This window comes from Rhodococcus sp. NPDC057014 (assembly GCF_042673295.1).
In the GTDB taxonomy this organism is placed as follows: domain Bacteria; phylum Actinomycetota; class Actinomycetes; order Mycobacteriales; family Mycobacteriaceae; genus Rhodococcus_F.
Window position 1 is genome coordinate 1 of record NZ_JBHUSF010000162.1, and the last position, 19,436, is coordinate 19,436.

General features: G+C 68.0%; 17 protein-coding genes and 2 pseudogenes. 9 read left to right on the top strand and 10 right to left on the bottom strand.

All coding sequences use genetic code 11. The annotated features are described in order from the left end of the window. Positions 1-119: 119 nt before the first annotated feature. From ACFTZB_RS26795 to ACFTZB_RS26820, 6 genes and pseudogenes are all read right to left on the bottom strand, one after another. Positions 120-1,229, bottom strand: coding sequence for an NDMA-dependent alcohol dehydrogenase (locus ACFTZB_RS26795; RefSeq protein ID WP_012689426.1), 1,110 nt, complete (start codon positions 1,227-1,229; stop codon positions 120-122). A 23-nt stretch (positions 1,230-1,252) separates the two neighbouring features. Beyond that, complete coding sequence (locus ACFTZB_RS26800; RefSeq protein ID WP_378435763.1) at positions 1,253-2,761, bottom strand: aldehyde dehydrogenase family protein; 1,509 nt, start codon at positions 2,759-2,761, stop codon at positions 1,253-1,255. Positions 2,762-2,877: 116 nt separating this feature from the next. Next, complete coding sequence (locus ACFTZB_RS26805) at positions 2,878-4,515, bottom strand: sigma-54-dependent Fis family transcriptional regulator (protein WP_378435792.1); 1,638 nt, start codon at positions 4,513-4,515, stop codon at positions 2,878-2,880. Between the two features lie 174 nt (positions 4,516-4,689). Further along, complete coding sequence (locus ACFTZB_RS26810; protein ID WP_378435765.1) at positions 4,690-5,832, bottom strand: lipase family protein; 1,143 nt, start codon at positions 5,830-5,832, stop codon at positions 4,690-4,692. A gap of 47 nt (positions 5,833-5,879) precedes the next feature. Further along, positions 5,880-6,740, bottom strand: a pseudogene (locus ACFTZB_RS26815) (MFS transporter); the annotation flags it as partial. Then, positions 6,737-7,990: a M20 family metallopeptidase gene (locus tag ACFTZB_RS26820; RefSeq protein ID WP_378435767.1), complete on the bottom strand. Its 1,254-nt coding sequence runs from the start codon at positions 7,988-7,990 to the stop codon at positions 6,737-6,739. The pseudogene ACFTZB_RS26815 and the gene ACFTZB_RS26820, both read right to left, overlap by 4 nt. 128 nt (positions 7,991-8,118) lie before the next feature. Between ACFTZB_RS26820 and ACFTZB_RS26825 the strand changes: the two genes are divergently transcribed. Beyond that, a complete protein-coding gene (locus tag ACFTZB_RS26825) occupies positions 8,119-9,138 on the top strand; it encodes an Lrp/AsnC family transcriptional regulator (protein WP_378435769.1) in 1,020 nt (339 codons plus the stop codon). Positions 9,139-9,180: 42 nt separating this feature from the next. Continuing rightward, a complete protein-coding gene (locus ACFTZB_RS26830; protein WP_378435771.1) occupies positions 9,181-9,720 on the top strand; it encodes a DinB family protein in 540 nt (179 codons plus the stop codon). Between the two features lies 1 nt (position 9,721). On the opposite strand, the pseudogene ACFTZB_RS26835 reads toward ACFTZB_RS26830, so the two are convergent. Beyond that, a pseudogene (locus ACFTZB_RS26835) lies at positions 9,722-9,868 on the bottom strand (SAM-dependent methyltransferase); the annotation flags it as partial. Between the two features lie 41 nt (positions 9,869-9,909). On the opposite strand from ACFTZB_RS26835, the gene ACFTZB_RS26840 reads away from it, so the two are divergent. Then, complete coding sequence (locus ACFTZB_RS26840) at positions 9,910-10,251, top strand: TraR/DksA family transcriptional regulator (protein ID WP_378435773.1); 342 nt, start codon at positions 9,910-9,912, stop codon at positions 10,249-10,251. Here ACFTZB_RS26840 and ACFTZB_RS26845 read toward each other — a convergent pair. Next, positions 10,248-10,520 carry an ANTAR domain-containing protein gene (locus ACFTZB_RS26845; RefSeq protein WP_378435775.1) on the bottom strand — a complete coding sequence of 91 codons (273 nt, stop codon included), beginning with the start codon at positions 10,518-10,520 and terminating at the stop codon, positions 10,248-10,250. The genes ACFTZB_RS26840 and ACFTZB_RS26845 overlap by 4 nt on opposite strands. 359 nt (positions 10,521-10,879) lie before the next feature. Between ACFTZB_RS26845 and ACFTZB_RS26850 the strand changes: the two genes are divergently transcribed. The 3 genes from ACFTZB_RS26850 to ACFTZB_RS26860 are packed head-to-tail and all read left to right on the top strand — an operon-like array spanning position 10,880 to position 13,678. Beyond that, positions 10,880-11,098, top strand: coding sequence for a ferredoxin (locus tag ACFTZB_RS26850; RefSeq protein ID WP_378435777.1), 219 nt, complete (start codon positions 10,880-10,882; stop codon positions 11,096-11,098). Then, entirely contained in the window at positions 11,088-12,452 is a 1,365-nt protein-coding gene (locus ACFTZB_RS26855; RefSeq protein ID WP_378435779.1) for an NAD(P)/FAD-dependent oxidoreductase, read from the top strand. The genes ACFTZB_RS26850 and ACFTZB_RS26855 overlap by 11 nt, the downstream gene beginning before the upstream one ends. A gap of 14 nt (positions 12,453-12,466) precedes the next feature. Beyond that, on the top strand, positions 12,467-13,678 hold the full coding sequence (locus ACFTZB_RS26860) for a cytochrome P450 (RefSeq protein WP_378435782.1): 1,212 nt from the start codon (positions 12,467-12,469) through the stop codon (positions 13,676-13,678). On the opposite strand, the gene ACFTZB_RS26865 is transcribed toward ACFTZB_RS26860, so the two are convergent. Both ACFTZB_RS26865 and ACFTZB_RS26870 read right to left on the bottom strand, forming a co-directional pair. After that, entirely contained in the window at positions 13,575-15,116 is a 1,542-nt protein-coding gene (locus ACFTZB_RS26865) for a DUF222 domain-containing protein (RefSeq protein ID WP_378435784.1), read from the bottom strand. The genes ACFTZB_RS26860 and ACFTZB_RS26865 overlap by 104 nt on opposite strands. A 32-nt stretch (positions 15,117-15,148) precedes the next feature. Then, the gene (locus tag ACFTZB_RS26870; protein WP_378435786.1) at positions 15,149-16,096 is read right to left on the bottom strand and encodes an AraC family transcriptional regulator; all 948 of its coding nucleotides are present in this window, start codon (positions 16,094-16,096) and stop codon (positions 15,149-15,151) included. 241 nt (positions 16,097-16,337) lie between these two features. Here ACFTZB_RS26870 and ACFTZB_RS26875 point away from each other — a divergent pair, with 241 nt between their 5' ends. From ACFTZB_RS26875 to catA, 3 genes are read left to right on the top strand one after another with little or no spacing between them, the layout of a single operon-like run. Further along, complete coding sequence (locus ACFTZB_RS26875; protein WP_378435788.1) at positions 16,338-16,910, top strand: flavin reductase family protein; 573 nt, start codon at positions 16,338-16,340, stop codon at positions 16,908-16,910. Positions 16,911-16,931: 21 nt separating this feature from the next. Beyond that, positions 16,932-18,548 (top strand): 4-hydroxyphenylacetate 3-hydroxylase family protein, encoded by a 1,617-nt coding sequence (locus ACFTZB_RS26880; RefSeq protein ID WP_378435790.1) that lies wholly within the window; start codon positions 16,932-16,934, stop codon positions 18,546-18,548. 22 nt (positions 18,549-18,570) lie between these two features. Next, positions 18,571-19,419, top strand: a complete 849-nt coding sequence (gene catA / locus ACFTZB_RS26885) for a catechol 1,2-dioxygenase (protein ID WP_219459498.1) — start codon at positions 18,571-18,573, stop codon at positions 19,417-19,419. Positions 19,420-19,436: the final 17 nt, after the last annotated feature.

Consider the following 19,436-nt stretch of genomic DNA (forward strand, 5'->3'; position numbering starts at 1 on the left):
CGACAACACCGTGTCCTGGCTCAAGACGACCGACCGGCTCGCCGCCGTGTGGCGCTCCGCACCCGGGCGCGGTTCGCGAGTCTCTGGACTCGTCAACCGCGCACGGGCGGCGAAGCCGCCTACGCGTGGACGATCACGCCACGCAGGTTCTTCCCGTCCCGCAGATCCTGGTAGCCCTCGTTCACCTGCTCGAGCGTGTACTTGGTGGTGATCAGCTCGTCGAGCTTGAGCTGACCCGCGTCGTACAGCCGCAGCAGGCGGACGATGTCGTACTGCGGGTTGGCCGATCCGAACAGCGTGCCCTTGATCGTCTTCTGGTTCAGGGTGAGGTCGGTGCCCGACACGTGCACGGTGAGCTTGGCCGGGTCGGCGAGACCGGTGATGACGACGGTGCCGCCCTTGCCGATGACGGCGGTCGCGTTCTGCACGACCTCCTCGTCGACGGTCCCGACCAGGATCAGCGCCTGGTCGGCGCCCTGCCCCCAGGTCAATTCGTTGACCTTCGCGGCGGCCTCGGCGGCGTCGGCGAAGGCATGGGTGGCGCCGAACTTCAGGGCGGCCTCCCGCTTCATCGCCACCGGGTCCACCACCACGACGTACTTGGCGCCGGCACTGACGGCGCCCTGCACGGCGTTGATGCCGAGTCCGCCGATGCCGTAGATGACGACGGTGTCACCGGCGCGCACGCCGCCGGCGTACACCGCGGTGCCCCAACCGGACGGCACACCGCAGCCGACGAGGACGGCGGTCTCCAGCGGGAGCCAGTCGTCCACCTTCACCACCGAGTGCTGCGAGATGGTGGCCCGCTCCGAGAACGTGCCGAGCATGCACATGGCGCCGAAATCGTCCTTACCCGAGTGGAACCGGAACGAGCCGTCGGGCATCGAACCCTCGAGAATGGTGGCGCCCATGTCGCACAGGTTCTGACGGCCGGTGGCGCAGTAGCGACACGTGCCGCAGTTCGGGATGAAGCTGCAGACCACGTGGTCGCCGGGCTTCACCTTGGTGACACCGGGGCCGACCTCCTCGATGATGCCGGACCCCTCGTGCCCGCCGACGATGGGATAACGCGGCGGCAGATCGCCGTCGGTGAGGTGCAGGTCCGAGTGGCACAGGCCTGCCGCGACGTACTTGATGAGCACTTCGCCGGGTCCCGGACCATCCAGTTCGAGTTCCATGATCTCGAACGGCTTGCCGGCTTCGAGCAGAACCGCTGCTTTGGTCTTCATGTCTTCTCCTCGTTGAGTGACGGTCAGAGTGCGATGTTGACGGCTTTGGTCTGGGTGTAGAGGTCGATGGCGGTGGCCCCGAGTTCACGCCCCCACCCGGACTGCTTGTATCCACCGAACGGCATGGCGGTGTCGAACCCGTTGTACTGGTTGATCCACACCGAACCGGCCTTGAGCTGGCGGGCCGTGAGGTGCGCCTTGGACAGGTCCTTGGTCCAGATTCCGGCGGCGAGGCCGTAGATGCTGCTGTTCGCGGCCTTCGCGACGCCCTCCTCCGCGTTGAAGGGCAGCGCGGCGACGACCGGGCCGAAGATCTCTTCCTCGACGATGCTGAATTCGGGCTTCACGTCGACGAACACCGTCGGCTCGACGTAGAAGCCGGTGTCGCCCCAGCGCTTTCCGCCGGTGAGGGCGCGGGCGCCGTCCGCGAGTCCGGCGGCCAGGTAACCGGTGACCTTGTCGAACTGTTCCTGCGACACGAGCGGTCCGAGCTGGGTGGTGGGATCGAGTCCGGGGCCGATCTTGACCTGGCTCGCGGCCTCGGCGACCGCGGCGGTGAAGTCGTCGAAGATGCTGTCCTCGACGAACATCCGGGTGCCTGCGACGCAGCACTGGCCGTGGTTGAACAGCCAGGCGTTGAGCGATCCGGTGACGGCGGCGTCGAAGTCCGCGTCCGCGAACACGACGTTGGCGCTCTTGCCGCCGAGTTCGAGCGACACCTTCTTCAGGTTGCCGCGGGCGGCGTCGACGATCTTCTTCCCGACCTCGGTGGATCCGGTGAACGCGATCTTGTCGACGTCGTCGTGAGCCGACAGCGCGGCCCCGGCGTCGCCGTAGCCGGTGACGATGTTGACGACGCCGGGCGGGAAGCCGGCCTCCTCGAACACCTCGCCGAGCAGGATCGCGGTGAGCGGGGTCTGTTCCGCGGGCTTGAGGATCACCGTGTTGCCCGCCGCGAGTGCGGGGGCCAGCTTGAACGCGGCCATCAGCAGCGGGAAGTTCCAGGGAACGATCAGTCCGCAGACACCGACGGGCTCACGCAGCGTGTACGCGTGGAACTGGCCGCCGGGGACGAACGGCATGCTCACGTTGACGGTGCTGCCCTCGATCTTGGTGGCCCAGCCCGCGAAGTAGCGGAAGATGTCGGCCGACCAGGCGACGTCGACGGCCGCGGCGATGCCCGCCGACTTGCCGTTGTCCAGTGCCTCGAGCTGACCGAATTCCTCGGCGCGCTCGGAGAGGATGTCACCGACTCGCCAGATCAGGCGTTCGCGCTCGTTGGGCTTCATGGTGGACCACGGGCCCTCGTCGAACGCCGTGCGTGCGGCCCGGACTGCACGGTCGACGTCCTCGGCGCCCCCGCGTGCGACGGTGGTCAGCACCTGCCCGGTGGCGGGGTCGACGGTCTCGAACGTCTCGCCGCTGGCCGATTCCACCCACTGCCCACCGACGAGGAATCGCTTGGTGCCGGACAGAAAGTTCCGTACCGACGGCAAGAGTTCCGCTTGGCTGGGTTCGATCGTCGCTGTCATCAAAACCTCCGAAGTTGTGAATGTGACGTGGCTCATAGTGCACTGATTGCCATATCACTAACTGTCCTGACTTCGGACACCTCCGGACGGTCGCGGATCGGTGGATGAAACTGCAGCTAGACGGTGATATCGAGGGCCCGCATCCGAACGTAGAGCGTGCTGCGGCTGATGCCCAGCGCGGCCGCGGCGTGCACCTTGTTGCCGCCACTTTCCTGCAGTGCGTCGACGATGGCCTGGCGTTCGGCGCGTTCACGGCCCGCCAGCCGCGACACCCGCGGCGGCGTCCGATACTGGTCGGGCAGATCCGCGACAGCGAGGTGCGCGCTGGTGCGCCCGCGCGCGGCCGCCTGCAGCACGACGGACAGTTCCGCGATGTTGCCCGGCCAGTCGCGGGCGATCAGAGCGTCCAGCGCGCTCGCGGACAGCCGGAGGCCCGGTTCGACGGAGTCGAGGACCGCCTGCGCGATGTCCGCGAACTCGCGGGTGCGTTGCCGCAGCGGCGGCAGCACCACCTGTCCGGGGCACCGGCCTGCCAGACCGGCCACTCCCGGCGGCAGGTCGCCGAGCGGCGAACTGGTCATCACAATCCGGGGACCCGCGTCGGCCGCCAGCATCTTCACGACCAGCGGCAGCATCGATTCGGGCAGCAGTTGCACCTCTTCGATCGCCAGGACCGCGGAGGGTCCCGCCGCCAGGGCGAGCAGTCGATCGATCCAGGCCGCGGCGCCGTCGAGAGCGATCGCGGCAGCGTCCATACATACGAGCGACCGGTCGCCGGCCAGATCGCGGACCGCCGTGGTCCTGCCGGTTCCCGGTTCGCCGCTGATCACCACCGGATCCCGGGTCTCGCGCAGCCGCGACAACTCCGACCTGCTGCGTTCGACGACGGAACTCGACGGCGACTTGCCGCGCCGGATGGGCGTGCTCGTGCGGCGGTCCGGGCGGACGACGAACACCGCGCCGCCGTCGGTGCCCGCCACGTGGTCGGCCCGGACCAACGCCGGTTCACCCGAGGACAATTGGATCCGCACCGTCTTCGACTGCTCCGGGCGCAGATCCGCAGCAAGCCCCCGCAGCGTCGCGTGATCGGACACCTGGAGCAGATCGAGGGCAACCCGGTTGCTGAGGAGGATGTCCTCGCCGATCGCGGTGACCGCCATCTGATTCTGCGGCGACACCCGCTGGAACGCGTCCACGAGCCGCTGCTGCGACACCCGGGACCCCTCGAGCAGTCGTCGCTCGATGTCGGCGGCCGCGCGGGCCAGGAACGGGGCGAACAGCGGATTGGCCCGCGACGCGACGCCCGTCATGTCGAGGATGCCCTCGACGCGGCGCGTCACCGGATGCACGATCGGGTGTCCGTAACAGCTGAGGTCCTTGAACCGCTCTAGGTAGTGCTCCTCGCCGTGGATCACGACTCCGCGCCGGACCTCCAGCGGCGTCCCCAGCGCGGTGGTCCCGACGCAGTCCTCGCCGAACCTCGACCCCAGCACCGCCCCGGCGCCGTCGATCAGCCGCTCGAGTTTGCGGCCGTCGAAGAGCCGGGCGACGATGCGGCAGTCGCGGTCGGCGAGCAGGACGCAGAAACCCGTGCCCTGGATCTGCTGCTGCATCTCGTCGAGGACGGGCCGGGCCGCCTGCAGCAGCCGACTGGACTTGTCCAGGTCCGGGCAGGGGTCATCGCTCGGCGTCGACGTCGGTTCCAGCCCGCTGAGCGCCGAACGCTTCCAGGACAACGCGATCTCCGGCCGCATCGCCGCGTGCCCGGTCGTGCCGCCAAACTCCAACCTCGACTCCTTGCCGCGCGCGAATCCGGTCGTGCACCAGTGCACGACTCACATCCGAACGTACCCACACCGTGTGACCCACGCCATAGTGCCCGCGGACGCGGCGGGCAACTGTCCGGATTCAGGACAGTCCCCGATCGGTCAGCCGAACAGGCCCCGCACGAACGGGATGGTGTCGGCCTGCGAATCGACGAGCGTGCCGCTGTGGTCGGTGGGATACGTCTTGAACGTGACCGGCTCACCGTTCGCGGTGAGCGCGGCGACCAGCGAGAACGCCGACGGCGCCGGCACGTCGATGTCGGTGAGCCCCTGCCCGATGAACAGGGGACGGTCGTATCCGCTCGCCGGGACGCCCATGTAGTCCACGAGCAGGCCGTGAAAGTTCGGGATCTGGTTCAACGGCTTGCTGAACAGGTCGCCGACCACCACCCCTTCCGCGGCGTCGTGAAGTTCGTTGACGCACAGCTGTTCCGCAGCGTCCACGTAGTGCGCGCCGAGGGGTGTCAGATACGAGTCGAGGTCGATCTCGGGGTGCGCCGACCGCAGTCCCGCGAGGATGTAGAAAAGGTACGACGTGAGGCCGGCGGGGATCGCCGCGGGCGGCACCCCCGGGCCGAGCGGCAGCAGCGCCAGTTCGATGTTCGCGGGAACGCCCGTTCCCACGGCCCCGCGGTAGTCCAGCGTCTCCCCGCCGAACTCGGTGGCGTAGCGGGCGGTGGTGATCGCGGCCCCACCACCCTGCGACTGTCCGACCACCACCCACTTGTTCGACAGCGACTCGTCGACGGCGCGGGCCGCCTTCACCGAGTCGACGACGCTGTGCGCCTCGACCTTTCCGTCGAGGTACGGCATCACACCGGGTGTGCCGAGGCCGACGTAATCGGTGGAGACGACGGCGTATCCCTGCTCGAGCCACCGGCCGAGGTACGGATAGTCCCGCTCGGGGAGTGCGGGGCCGACGAGCGAGGGGGCGCAGTCGTCGGCGAGTCCGGATGTGCCGTGCGCCCAGGCCACCACCGGCCAGCCCCCGTCGGGCGCCTCCCCCGGCGGCACGTACACGGCGCCGCTGCTGAGTGCGGGATTCCCGTCGGACCCGATCGACCAGTACGTGATCCGCTGTGCGTCGGCGGTGCCGGGGATCCACAGGTCGGCGGGCAGCGGCTCGACGTCCACGACGCTCCCCGCCGTGCGATCCGTCTCGTCGGCGAACGCGGCCGGGGAGGCGAGGCAGGTGCCGGCGACCGTGAGGGAGGCGATCGCGACGGTTGCCGCGGCTCGCGCCATTCGTACCGAGTGTGTCTTCACCGCTTCAAGATCCCACACGTGAGCGGCGGATCGATACCCCGGACCGTGATCGCGTACGCCGGCGCCGACACCGCCCACACGTAGTAGACGACGGTGCCGCCGACCGTGAAGAACAGGATTTGGAACACCTGCCGCCGGTGCGCCACGAACAGTTGCCACATCGACTGCTTCGCGGTGTCGTCACCCGACTCCTCGTAGACCTCGGTCTCGCTCATCCGGGACCGCATCCACAGCACGAACAGGCCGAGGACGCCGCCCAGCAGGAACGGCACCCGCCAGCCCCAGTCGGCCATCTGCTCCGAATTCAGCGTCGTGGTGAGCAGGGCGCCGAGCAGCGTGCCCACGACCACTCCGGTGGTGTTGGAGATGTAGATGAGGCTGGACCAGAGTCCGCGCCGCGCCGTCGGCGCGAATTCCACGATGTACGTCTGCGCGGACGGCAACTCGCCGCCGTGGGCGACGCCCTGCGCGAGCCGCGCCACGACGAGCACCACCGCCGCGGCGATGCCGATCGTCTGATGGGTCGGGGTCAGGCCGATGACCAGGCTGCCGATCGCGGCGAGGCCGACGGCGAGCGTCATGGACAGCTTGCGTCCCCGGCGGTCCGACAGCCAGCCGAACAGCAGACCGCCGAACGGGCGGGCGACGAATCCGACGGCGAAGACGCCGAACGACGCGAGCAGGTCGGAGACGGCAGATCCGGTGTGGAAGAACTGCGGGGCGAAGAACGCGGCGAACGTGGCGTAGACGGTCCAGTCGAAGTACTCGATCCCGTTGCCCGTGCCCACGCCGACGATCGCGCGGGCCTTCTCCCAGCGCTCGGACCGCTGACGGACGGTGAGCGGGCCTGCGTTCACGGCCCCGCTCTCGGTGGCGATCCCGGTCATCGTGCGTCACCTCCGGCCGCGGCAGTCTCGAGCCGGGCGTCGTCGGAGTGCGCCTTGTCCAGCCGTCGAACGGCCAGCCCGGCGTAGATGGTGGCGGCGTCGGCGAGCACCGCGTCGTCGAATTGCGCCCGCGGCGAATGGTTCATGGGAGCCGCAACGGGATCGGCTCCCGGCATGCAGGCGCCCAACCCGATGAAGGCGCCCGGCACTTCCTGCAGGACGTAGGAGAAGTCCTCGGACCCGGCCATCGGATGGCTGACCGTCTCGTAGCGGTCCTCGCCCATGAGGTCGCTGACGACTTCGGCGCCGAACGCGACCTCGTCCACGTCGTTGATCGTCATCGGGAACTCCGGGGCCACGTCGACGTCGACGTCGACGCGTTGCGCGGACGCCACCCCCTCGAGCACCCTGCGCAGCGCCCCCGGCACCTTCTCGTACGTGGCGGGCGAATAACACCGGACCGTCGCCTCGAACCGCGCGTCGTCGGGAATGATGTTGTGCCGCGACCCGGCCCGCACGTTCGCGACGGTCACGACGACGGGGTCGAACACGTCGAACGTCCGGGTGATCATGGTCTGCAGCGACGTGATCATCTCGGCCATCGCGGTGATCGGATCCCGGGCGGTCGACGGGGACGATCCGTGGCCGCCCGCTCCGCGAACTGTCACGGTCAGTTTGTACGACGCCGCGAGCAGGGTGCCCGCCTTGGAGAAGAACCGGCCCTGCGGCTTCTGGCAGGAGAAGACGTGCATGCCGTAGGCGGTGTCCGCGCGCCGACCGGACGCATCGAGGACGCCCTCGTCGACCATCACCTTGGCGCCGTCCCACCCCTCCTCGCCGGGCTGGAACATCAGGACGATGTCGCCCGCCAACCGGTCGCGGTGCCGGCTGAGCAGTTGCGCGGCCCCGACGAGCGCCGCGGTGTGCAGGTCGTGCCCGCATCCGTGCATGGCACCGTTCTGTGCCGCGAAGTCGAGTCCGGTCTGCTCGGTGACCGGCAGTCCGTCCATGTCGGCGCGCAGCAGCACCGTCTGCGCGGCGGTTTCCGCGCGTCGGCCACCCCGGAGTACCGCGGTCACGGACGTCGTGCGGGTTCCCGTCGAGATCTCGAGCGGCAGTCCGTCCAACGCCGCGAGGACCGTTTCCTGCGTGCGCGGCAGGTCCAGGCCGACCTCGGGTTCGCGGTGCAGTACGCGCCGCAACTGCACGAGGTCGCCCTGCAGAGCGTGGGCGTCGTCCAAGAGATCCATTGCTCTCCCTTATGTCGGTGGTCACGTTCGGGACCGAATGCGTCGGTGGTCATATGCTGTGAGCCACGGAACGACGGACCACCGAGAACGTCGAAAACGATCATTCTCACCGAATCAGGAAGAGCTTTATGAGCGAGATGCTGACCGAATCCGAACTTTCGCTCATTCACGCCCTGCAGATCCGCCCCCGGGCGACGTGGGCCGAGCTGGCCCCGATCCTGCGCGCGACGTCCGCGACCCTCGCACGGCGGTGGGAATCGGTCACCGAACGCGGGCTGGCCTGGATCACCGCCTACCCCGCGCCGATGACGGGTGCGGGCGCGTTCACCGCGATGATCGAGGTGACGTGCGACCTCGCAGGCACGAAGGCACTGGTCGAGGCGCTCACCCGGGACCCGCGGGTGTCGTCGATCGAGCATGCGGCGCGTGGCCGGGACCTCATACTGACCGTGCAGACGGGATCGCTGCACGAGTTGTCGGACCTGGTGCTCGAGGAGTTGCCCCGCCACCCGAGCGTCAATTCGACCCGGACGCACACGTGCACCGCACTCCACGCGGAGGGCAGCCGGTGGCGCCTCGACTCCCTGGACACGGCGCAGTCCGCCGCGATCGCCGCACTGGAGAACACCCCTCCGCAGTCCGGATCGAGCCGGCCGGAGAGCCTGACCGACGAGGTCGCCCGCGCGCTCGTTCGCGAACTCACCCGGAACGGCCGTGCGTCCGCGCGCGAGATCGCCGCCGTGATCGACCGGCCCGCGTCCTCGGTCCGCAGGCAACTCGCCGGGTTGCTGCGCTCCCGCGCCGTGGTGCTGCGCTGCGACGTCGCCCAGAACGCGACGCGGTGGCCCATCACCGTCACGTGGTGGTGCCGCCTGCCCGTGCGCGCGCACCGCGACGTCGTGGAGGTCGTCAACACCCGCCCCGAACTGCGCTTGTGCATGTCGATGACCGGACCCGCGAACTTCCTCGTCAGCATGTGGGTGTCCTCGCTGCCCGACCTGCTGCGGCTGCAGGAGTGGCTGGAGACCCGCGCCCCCAGCCTCGAGATCATCGACTCCTCGGTGACGCTCCGGTCCCGGAAGCGGATGGGGTGGGAACTCGACACCCACGGCCGCGCGACCGGTTATGTCACCGCGCACGGCGGCTGACCGCTACGGTCGAATGCGCCATCATCGGACCGGCTGGAGCAGGTGATCCCCGTGACCTCTACCGCGAAAACGTCGACTGCCGGCGAGCGTGCCGACTTGCTGGAGTCGCTGGCGAAGCACCGGTACCTGCTCCGCCACACCGTCCGCGACCTCACCGACGAGCAGGCGGCCCGGCGCCCGACGGCGAGCGTGCTCTGCCTGGGCGGACTCGTCAAACACGTGTCGGACACCGAACAGGTGTGGGCCGATTTCATCGTCCGCGGCACCGACGCCGTCCGCGGTGGTCCCGTGGACGGGACGGGCACCGGCAATCGCGAGAAGGAATTCACACTCCGCGACGACGAGACCCTGTCCGGCGTCCTCGACCGCTACGCGAAGGTGGCGCACCGGACCGACGAGATCGTGGCCGCGCTGCCCGACCTCGACATCTCGCATCCGCTGCCGAAGGCGCCGTGGTTCGAACCGGGATCGCGCTGGTCCGCGCGCCGGGTCCTGCTCCACATCATCGGTGAAACGGCCCAGCACGCCGGGCACGCCGACATCATCCGGGAATCTCTCGACGAGTCGTGGGCGACGAGCTGACTCAGCCACGTTTGCGGGCGTCGACGAGGAACCGGGTCGAGTGGGCCACGAACGGGCCGTCCGCCTCGATCCGGTCGTGGAGTTCCCGCAGTCGGTCCCGGTACTGCGCGACGGTGAAACCGGGCACCATCCAATCGATCGAGCGGATTATCGGGGAAGCACCGGGCAGCGTGCGATGTTGAACGGGACATGACGGCCTTGGAGCATCGCACCCGAATCGCCGAGGAACGCGCCGACGCCGAACGTCGCATCGCGTCGCTGACCGGCCGTTTCACCGCGATCGTGGAGGGGTCGGAATTCACCACAGACGATGACGAGCACGATCCGGAGGGCTCGACCATCGCGTTCGAACGGGCCCAGGTGTCGGCGCTGCTGGCCGACGCGAGACGCGAGGTCGAGGATCTGGCGGCGGCACAGCAGCGGCTCGACAGCGGGACGTACGGCCTCTGCATCCGGTGCGGCCGGCCGATCGCCGAGGTTCGGCTCGACGCGCTCCCCGCCGCCCAGACGTGTATCGACTGCGCCGGTTAGGGTAGGAAGGCTCCCCACTCGCGCGCAGCCACGTCGCGGGCCCGGCGATGGTCGTCGGCATCGGGACGGATGCCTTCGGCGAGGTCGGCGAGGGCTTCGGCCAGATCGCCGACATCGACCTGATGCCTCATGGAGGAGTCGAGTAGTTCGTCGAAGGCCTGGTCCGCGCTGTACGAGCTTCCGCGCGCGGTGGTCAGGAATTGGATTGCAGCGTCCAATGCGGACAGGTGCCGTGTCGCGCGGGTGTCGCGGTGAGCTTCGATCGTCAATATTCCGCCTCGGAGGTGTCGCCACTGGGCGTTGCCGGTCTGGTGTGACCACATCACATCACGAACCGGTGGCCTACGTTGCCGAATCGAGACCGTGTCCGAAAGTTGTTTCTCGACAGCAGGATACGAACTCCGGAAAGATACTTGTAACTCTCGTTACTACCGCGAAGTTCTACCCGGGAGTAGGTCGTCCGCGGAATCGCATTTCTGAATGGCTCCAGAACAGCGGATCGAAACCGAGCAGACCGGCCATTCCGGAATACTGGTTTCCGGGTGGAGGTCTCCGCCCGACGCGATCGGACGGCCGTGCGCCGCGCAGTCCCTGTGGACCCGTGTGACCAGAACTGTTCAGAATCGGGATGATTGACGTGAAACTCGTCGTCGACCTCAATCGGTGCCAGGGTTACGCGCAGTGCGTGTTCCTCGCACCCGACGTCTTCACTCTGCACGGCGAAGAGGCCCTCCTCTACGACGCGGGCCCCGCCGACGACGAACGCGAGCACGTATCGCAAGCCGCCGCGGCCTGCCCGGTGCACGCCATCACCACGGATCTCCCCGCCCAGCACGATGGGGAGTGACGTGCGGATCGTCATCGTCGGCGCGTCGCTCGCCGGGGTGCGCGCGGCGGAGGCGCTACGGGGGCAGGGCTTCGACGGTTCGCTGACCCTGATCGGCGACGAACCCTACGAACCGTACGACCGGCCGCCGCTGTCGAAGGCCGTGCTCCTCGGGATCATGCCGCCCGAACACGCGGCGCTCCCCTACCGTCCCGACCTCGACGCGAAATGGCTGCTCGGCGTGCGGGCCACCACCCTCGATCTGGAGAACAACCGGGTAGTGCTCAGCGACGGCGACACCGTCGAGTTCGACAAGGTGCTGATCGCGACCGGCGTCCGCGCCCGGCCGTGGTCGAACTCGTCCGAGGCGGCACTCGACGGCGTCTTCACCGTCCGCACCTGCGACGACTCCCGCCGCCTGAGCGAACGGATGTCTGCCGGACCGCGCCACGTCCTGGTGATCGGCGCCGGGTTCACCGGTTCGGAGATCGCGTCGGTGTGCCGGGAGCGTGGGCTGTCCGTGACGGTCACCGAGCGCGGCCCGGCACCGCTGGTCGGTGCGCTCGGCGGGGTGGTGGCGGCGGTCGCCGCCGACATGCAACGCGACCACGGCGTCGACCTGCGCACCGGGGTCACGGTGACCGGACTCGACGGCGACAGCGACGGACGGCTGTGCCGCGCGCACCTCTCGGACGGGACCGCACTCGACGTCGACGTCGCGATCGTCGCGCAGGGCAGCATCCGCAACACCGACTGGCTGTTCGGATCCGGTCTCGCCGCCGGGCCCCGCGGGGTCACGTGCGACGCCGGCTGCCGGGCGTTCGACATCAACGGTATCGTCACCGACAACGTGTTCGTCGCCGGTGACGTTGCGCGGCAACCGCATCCGCTGTACGACTACCAGGTGCTGGCGCTGGAGCACTGGGGCAACGCGATCGGCCAGGCCGAGGTGGCGGCGCACAACATGATCCACGACGGCCTGCGCCGGCGACCGCACCTGGAGATTCCGGCGTTCTGGTCCAGCCAGTTCGGCGTCAACATCAAGTCGGTGGGCATCCCCACCTACTCCGATCAGGTGGTGATCACCCAGGGTTCGGTCGCCGACCGGCGATTCGTGGCGGCGTACGGCTTCCGTGGTCGCGTCACCGCGGCGGTGGCGTTCAATCAGGGGAAGTGGCTCGACTTCTATCGGGGGCTGATCGAGTCGGCGGCGGAGTTCCCACCGGACTTCGACGTCATGGACCGGGCGGAGCCGTTCGAGGTGCGGGCGTCGGAGTTGCCGGACCCGGCGGTTCTCAGTCACGGTCCGACCGTCGCGGTGACCGGTCATCTGCCCACCGAACGTCGTGTCGAGTTCGTCTCGCTACCGAAGTAACAGGGAGAGTGTCCATGTCGCGTGCGCAGTTGTTCGAGCGGATCACCGACCAGGCGAACCGGCCGAATCCGTATCCGCTGTACGAGGAACTTCGTGAGACGCGGGTGGCGCCGCAGGACAACGGTTCCTTCCTCGTGGGCCGGTACTACGACGTGATGGCACTTCTGCACGATCCGAGGATCAGTTCCGACCTGCACAACAGGGGGCCGGGGCTTCCCGGGGCGGATCGTGCCGGCGACGGGCCGGAGTCCTTCCTCAAACTCGATCCGCCCGAGCACGATCGGTTGCGCCGATTGACGACGCGACAGTTCGGTCCGCCGCACAGCCCCGACCGGATCGACTCCATGCGTGGCGAACTCGCAGAACTCGTGACGAGCCTCGTCGACGGGCTCGACGGGAAGGGCCGCATCGACATCGTCGACGACTTCGCGTACCCCTTCCCCGTCACCGTCATCTGCCGTCTGCTCGGCGTGCCTCACGAGGAGGAACCCCGGTTCCACGCCTGGGCCGACGCGTTGGTGGCGGCCATCGACCCGCGGCGCAGCAGCGCCGACAACGAGCAGGTGAAGGCGGCGCAGCAGGCCCAGATGGAAATGGCCATGTTCATGGCCGGTCTGATCGAGGACCGTCGCCGCAATCCCGGCGACGACATGCTGTCGGGGCTGGCCAACGATTCGGGGCCCGACGGCCAGTTGAACACCGTCGAGTTGGTCACCAACTCCATCCTGTTGTTCATCGCCGGGCACGAGACGACCGTCAATCTCATCACCAACGGCATGTTGACCCTGCTGCGCAATCCCGATGTTCTCGAGCGGCTTCGCGCGGAACCAGCGTTGATGCCGCAGGCCGTGGAGGAATTGCTCCGCTTCGAACCGCCGGTGCATCTGCTGGGCCAGCGGACGCCGATCGTCGACATCGTGATCGACGGCGTCACCGTTCCGAAGGGGTCGCCGCTCGTCCTGGCCTTGGCGTCGGCCAATCGCGATCCGGAACGCTTCGTCGACGCCGACCGGTTCGTTCCCGACCGCGAGGACAACCAGCACGTCGGTCTGGGCAGCGGCATCCACAGTTGCTTCGGCGCCCCCCTCGCCCGCCTCGAAGGGCAGATGGCGCTCACCGAACTCATTCGCCGCCTCCCCAATCCGCGTCTCGTGGAGGATCCGCCGCCCTACCGGCCCAACCCGGTACTGCGGGGTCCCCGGCACCTGCTGGTGGACTGTGGGTGACAGGGGCTGACCGGCTCCCCCGCGCATGCTCGATCAACTCACCAGGATGATGCCGGTGGTTGATGCGCGGTCTTCGGGTGGGGTCGATGTGCGGCGGTGGGATCCATTCGGTCCGGCCCGCGTGTGTGGAATGCGCGGGCGCGGACCTCGTCGCCCAGCCGGCCGGTCCGTCGTTGACCTGGGCATGGCATGCGTCGCAGACCAGGGCCAGACCTTCGATGTCGGTGCGCCCGCCCTTGTGCCAGTCCGTGACATGGTGCACCGCACACAGACTCGCCGGCGCCGAACACCCCGGCCGGGTGCAGCCCCCGTCCGCCGCGATCAGCGCGAGCCGCTGGTCGGCACTGGCCAGACGGCGCCGTCGACCCAGGTGCAACGGACGACCCGCATGATCGAACAGGGCGAGCACCGGATGCGCATTCTCTGCCAGGGCCAGTGCGTCCTCGATCGGGAGCAGGCCACCGGTGGCCGTCGTGGCCAGCCCGCCGGTCGCCTTCTCCAACTGCTCGAGGGTCATGGTGACGATCACCGTCGTCGGCAGGCCCCGGTGCCGGCCGAGCACCCCCGATTCGAGCAGTGTCCGGAACACCGCGCTGAACGCGTCGTGATTGCGCTGTGCCGCGGTGCGGGTATCGCGTGCGGCAGCGGCCGCCAGCACGTCACGATCGATCGCCGGGTTTTCGCCGTCACCGGCTGGCGAGTCGGGATCGTCCGGATTGTTCATGCCGGGTCGTGCCCACTTGGCGAGGATCGGATCGAGCATCGCCCGTGCGACGGGATCGAGTTCGCCGGAGATTCTCGACATCAGTTCTGTGTCCTGCCGACCGATCGAAATGCCACGCCGGCGTTTCCGGTCGCGGTCGTCGCCGAGACTTCCGTCCGGATTCAGGTAGGCCAGCAGCCGGTGCCCGGCCTGTTCCACGTCCTCGGGAGTTGCGCTTCGCGCCAAGGTGGCCAGGACGGCCTCGGCGTCGGCTACCGCGTCGTTGTCGACGGCATGGGGAATCTTGCGCATCACTTTCGCGATCGCCCGCACATGATCCGGTCCGATGTCGCCGTCACTCTGTGCCGCAGCGGTTTCCGGCAGGACGGGTGGCATCGGATCGCCCGCCAGGGTGTGCCACACCCCCAGCTCACGAGCGGCGGTGACCCGAGCGGACGCGTCGGCGCCCGAGATCCGGAGCACCTCGATCAGCAGCTTCTTCGGCGAGGTATACCCCAGACTCGCCGGAACCGAGCGCTCCACGGTCTCCACCACCAATCGGTGGGAGACCGCCTCCGCGCGGCGAAGCGACTGCTCCACCCCGCGCATCACCTCGACCACCTCGCCGTCCGACAGTTCGGCCAGCCCGGCATCGAGCAAACCGTCCACCGCGGCAGCGAGCATCGACAGATGCTCCGCCACCCGGCTCCCCACCGACCCCCCAGTCGAACTCATGTGCGAATACTATCGCGAGGGTCCGACACGTTTCAGAGGCCGCGGTCCCGCAGCGATTCGGACGGCGTCACACCGTACTTGCGGCGGTAGGCGGCGGCGAATCTGCCGGTGTGCATGATCCCCCAGTGGGTGGCGACTTCGGAAACAGTTGCACAGGAGGCACTTCCGGTCAGATCGGCGTGCACACGTTCGAGGCGCACGTCGACGAGGAACTCCATCGGCGTCATGCCCACGTATTCGCGGAACCCCTGCTGCATGCGCCGGACGCTCACGCCGACGAGTTCGGCCATCTCGCCGGCCGTCCAGGGGCGTGCCGGATCCTCGTGGATCGCGTCGATGACCCGCTTGACGATGCGGGGGCGGATTCCCGACGAGCCGGTGTCGTCGTCCGGCATCGCGGTGAGCACGAGAGCAGTGGTCAGGGCACCACACAATTGCTGCGACACCATCTCACTGCGCAGGAGGACGCTGTCGTGCAATGCCTGGTCGGCGACGGAACGGACGAGCCTGAGCCACTCCGCTCCGGCGCCCGCGCGCAGGTCGAGCTGCCGCGGCAACATCTGACCCGGCTTGGCGAGCACGCGGTCCATCTCCCGCTGCAGGTAGTCCCGGTCCACCTTGAAGCCGATGATCTCGCAGGAACTGCTCCAGTTGGTGATCACGGTCCGGGTGTCGGGCGGACAGATGGTCGCGAGCCCCGGCGTCGACGTCACTTCCGTGCCGCCGGTGACGGACACGATGCGACCGGTCAGGGGGATGTTGATGCCGTACGCGCCGGGATGGTCGGACTCGATGGCCACGGCTGCCCCGAATCCGATCCGGGCGAGCCGCGACGCCCCCACGTCGGACGATTCCAGCGACGACCGCGCGGCGTTGCCACTCGACAGCGGACGCAGTTCATGGGGGAAGTACGCGTCCGCGACCACCTCGTGAACCTCGTCCCAGTCGGTGAAACCGGGACCCTCCAACCGTCCTCGCATACGTACGTCCAGACCTCTCACCTCGCGCTTCGGCGGCGTTCGAGCAACTCCCGACCCTAGCATCACCTGTGACTCACGTCACTGCAAGGACCTGTGCCGCGCCTCCGCCAATCCCGTTTCGCGTTCCGGATCGGCGGTTCGCAATGCGGATCGACGGACTGTGATGCCCGTCATACGTTGTGCAGGTGCCCCCAAACGCAGGGGTGATCGCACGAATCGTGCAGAAAGGCGGTCACGAAAAATGGATCAGCGCACTCTCCGTAACATTTTCGGCCAGTTCGCCAGTGGCGTCACCGTGATCACGTGCGCCAACTCCGACGGCGAGCCGCACGGGGCCACCGTCACCGCGTTCACCGCGATCTCGATCGAACCTCGGCTGTGCCAGGTGACGTTGACCCGGAAGTCGAAGGCGTGCAACTACCTGAGTGACGCGCCGTTCGCGGTGAACATCCTGGCCGCCGATCAGCTCGATACCGCGATGCATTTCGCAGGCAAACCACAACGGACGGAACCGGTGTGGGACGACTCCGGCATCGCTCCCGCACTGTCCGGCAACGCGGCGACTCTGACGTGTTCGCCGTGGGCGTCCTACGACGGCGGCGATCACGTCATCTTCATCGGGGAGATCGTCGACGCGTCCGTCGACTCGGCCAAGGACCCACTGCTTTTCTACCGCAGCACCTTCCATGACCTCGGGGCTGCGTCCGGCACCACCGCGTGGAACGGCTGCCTCGACGACCCCCACAGCGGATGGTTCGACGCCGCCGCGTCGTTCACGCCCCTCCACTTGCAGCTCGCCCAGGCTGCCTCGTAATCCTGACCGAAGGGAAACACCATGACCACCACCGAAGCTGCCCCCGATTCCGTCGTCGACCGTAGCAAGGTCAATGTCGCTGCGGACTGTGAAGCGAACCGCACCGCCAACTTCGCGTCGCGCCCCATGACCGGTGACGAGTACATCGAGTCGCTGCGCGACGACCGGGAGATCTACCTGCACGGCGAGCGTGTCAAGGATGTCACGACGCATCCGGCGTTCCGCAACCCGATCCGGATGACCGCCCGCCTGTACGACGCGATGCACACCGGCGAGCACGTCGAGACCCTGACCACGCCCACCGACACCGGCAACGGTGGTGTGACGATGCCCTTCTTCCGGGCGTCCAAGACGTCGGACGACCTGCTGAAGGACCGCGACGCGATCGCCACCTGGGCACGGATGACATACGGCTGGATGGGCCGCAGCCCCGACTACAAGGCGTCGTTCCTCGGCACCCTGCATGCGAACAAAGAGCTGTACTCACCGTTCCAGGCCAACGCGGAACGCTGGTACAAGGAATCGCAGGAGAAGGTCCTGTACTGGAACCACGCGATCATCAACCCCCCGGTAGACCGGCAGCTTCCCCCGGACGAGGTCGGCGACGTGTTCATGAAGGTGGAAAAGGAAACCGACGCCGGCCTCATCGTCTCCGGCGCCAAGGTCGTCGCCACCGGTTCGGCGATCACCAACTACAACTTCATCGCCCACTACGGCCTGCCGATCAAGAAGAAGCAATTCGCCCTCATCTGCACCGTCCCGATGGACGCCCCGGGTGTGAAGCTGATCTGCCGCACGTCCTACACCCAGCAGGCCGCGGTGATGGGCAGCCCATTCGACTACCCGCTGTCGTCGCGGATGGACGAGAACGACACCATCTTCGTCTTCGACAAGGTGCTCGTGCCGTGGGAGAACGTCTTCATGTACGGCGACGTGGAGAAGATCAATGCCTTCTTCCCACAGTCGGGGTTCCTGCCCCGCTTCACGCTGCAGGGCTGCACCCGGCTGGCCGTGAAGCTCGATTTCATCGCCGGCCTGCTCATGAAGGCCCTCGACGCCACCGGAGCGGGCGGGTTCCGCGGCGTGCAGACCCGTGTCGGTGAAGTGATCGGCTGGCGAAACCTGTTCTGGTCGCTGACCGAATCAATGATCCGCGACCCCGAGCCGTGGGTGGGAGACACCGTCATCCCCAAGCTCGAATACGGCCTCACCTACCGGATGTTCATGCAGCAGGGGTACCCGCGGATCAAGGAGATCATCGAGCAGGACGTCGCGTCCGGCCTGATCTACCTGCCGTCGTCGTCGGCGGACTTCAAGAGCCCCGAGGTCCGGCCGTACCTGGACAAGTACGTGCGCGGCTCCGAGGGCATGCCCGCCGTCGAGCGGGTGAAGATCATGAAGGCCCTGTGGGATTCGGTGGGCAGCGAGTTCGGTGGCCGCCACGAGCTGTACGAGCGCAACTACGCCGGCAACCACGAGGGTGTGAAGGCGGAACTGCTGATGTTCGCGGAGAACCGGGGAACGGTCAGTTCGATGAAGGGTCTGGCCGAGCAGTGCCTGGCCGAGTACGACCTGGACGGCTGGACGGTGCCCGACCTCATCGGCAACGACGACGTCTCCTACTTCGGCCGCAGCTAGCCCCTCGAGACCCGGGAGAATCATGACCACCATCGAAAGCCCCACCGCGGTCGGCTCCGGCAACGCCGCCACCGACAAGTTCAAGGGCGCCAGATTCACCGCCGACACGTCACCGGAACGCCTGTCCGCCATCGCCACCGAGGCGCTCGCCGGGTTGGGCGCGCTGATCCGGAAGCACGCCGTCACCTACCCGGAATACCGGGTCCTCAAGCAGTGGCTCATCGACGTCGGCGAGGGCGGCGAGTGGCCGCTACTCCTCGACGTGTTCGTCGAGCACGAGATCGAAGAGGTGAACTCCCGGAACTTCCAGGGCACCAAGGGGAGCATCGAGGGACCGTACTACGTGCCCGGTGCGCCGGATCTCCCCGCGCGGTGCACCCTTCCGATGCGCGACGAGGACCGGGCACACACCGCGCTCGTTCTCCGGGGCCAGGTCACCGACCTGGACGGCACCGGGCTCGGCGGCGCCATTATCGAGCTGTGGCATGCCGACGACGAGGGCTATTACTCGCAGTTCGCTCCACACCTGCCCGAATGGAACCTGCGCGGAACGATCGTCACCGACGCGGAGGGTCGGTACGAGATCACCACCATCGAGCCTGCGCCGTATCAGATCCCGACCGACGGCCCCACCGGTCAGTTCATCGAGTCCGCCGGCTGGCACCCGTGGCGTCCGGCGCACCTGCACCTGCGGGTGACGTCCCCGGGCAAGCAGCCGATCATCACGCAGCTGTATTTCGCGGGCGGCGACTGGATCGACGACGACGTCGCCGGCGCGACGAAACCCGAACTGCTCCTCGATCCGCAGCTCGACGACACCGGGCGTAAGGTCGTCACCTACGACTTCGCGCTCGATCCCGCCGCGGACTGAGCCACGGCCCCATACCC

What these genes read in the sequence shown, in the direction of transcription:
- ACFTZB_RS26840 (WP_378435773.1), top strand. Translation starts at nt 9,910, where the DNA reads ATGACGGCCTTGGAGCATCGCACCCGAATCGCCGAGGAACGCGCCGAC.
- ACFTZB_RS26870 (WP_378435786.1), bottom strand. Translation starts at nt 16,096, where the DNA reads ATGCGAGGACGGTTGGAGGGTCCCGGTTTCACCGACTGGGACGAGGTT.
- ACFTZB_RS26810 (WP_378435765.1), bottom strand. Translation starts at nt 5,832, where the DNA reads ATGGCGCGAGCCGCGGCAACCGTCGCGATCGCCTCCCTCACGGTCGCC.
- ACFTZB_RS26820 (WP_378435767.1), bottom strand. Translation starts at nt 7,990, where the DNA reads ATGGATCTCTTGGACGACGCCCACGCTCTGCAGGGCGACCTCGTGCAG.
- ACFTZB_RS26795 (WP_012689426.1), bottom strand. Translation starts at nt 1,229, where the DNA reads ATGAAGACCAAAGCAGCGGTTCTGCTCGAAGCCGGCAAGCCGTTCGAG.
- ACFTZB_RS26860 (WP_378435782.1), top strand. Translation starts at nt 12,467, where the DNA reads ATGTCGCGTGCGCAGTTGTTCGAGCGGATCACCGACCAGGCGAACCGG.
- ACFTZB_RS26875 (WP_378435788.1), top strand. Translation starts at nt 16,338, where the DNA reads ATGGATCAGCGCACTCTCCGTAACATTTTCGGCCAGTTCGCCAGTGGC.
- ACFTZB_RS26880 (WP_378435790.1), top strand. Translation starts at nt 16,932, where the DNA reads ATGACCACCACCGAAGCTGCCCCCGATTCCGTCGTCGACCGTAGCAAG.
- catA (WP_219459498.1), top strand. Translation starts at nt 18,571, where the DNA reads ATGACCACCATCGAAAGCCCCACCGCGGTCGGCTCCGGCAACGCCGCC.
- ACFTZB_RS26800 (WP_378435763.1), bottom strand. Translation starts at nt 2,761, where the DNA reads ATGACAGCGACGATCGAACCCAGCCAAGCGGAACTCTTGCCGTCGGTA.
- ACFTZB_RS26825 (WP_378435769.1), top strand. Translation starts at nt 8,119, where the DNA reads ATGAGCGAGATGCTGACCGAATCCGAACTTTCGCTCATTCACGCCCTG.
- ACFTZB_RS26865 (WP_378435784.1), bottom strand. Translation starts at nt 15,116, where the DNA reads ATGAGTTCGACTGGGGGGTCGGTGGGGAGCCGGGTGGCGGAGCATCTG.
- ACFTZB_RS26850 (WP_378435777.1), top strand. Translation starts at nt 10,880, where the DNA reads ATGATTGACGTGAAACTCGTCGTCGACCTCAATCGGTGCCAGGGTTAC.
- ACFTZB_RS26855 (WP_378435779.1), top strand. Translation starts at nt 11,088, where the DNA reads ATGGGGAGTGACGTGCGGATCGTCATCGTCGGCGCGTCGCTCGCCGGG.
- ACFTZB_RS26805 (WP_378435792.1), bottom strand. Translation starts at nt 4,515, where the DNA reads ATGCGGCCGGAGATCGCGTTGTCCTGGAAGCGTTCGGCGCTCAGCGGG.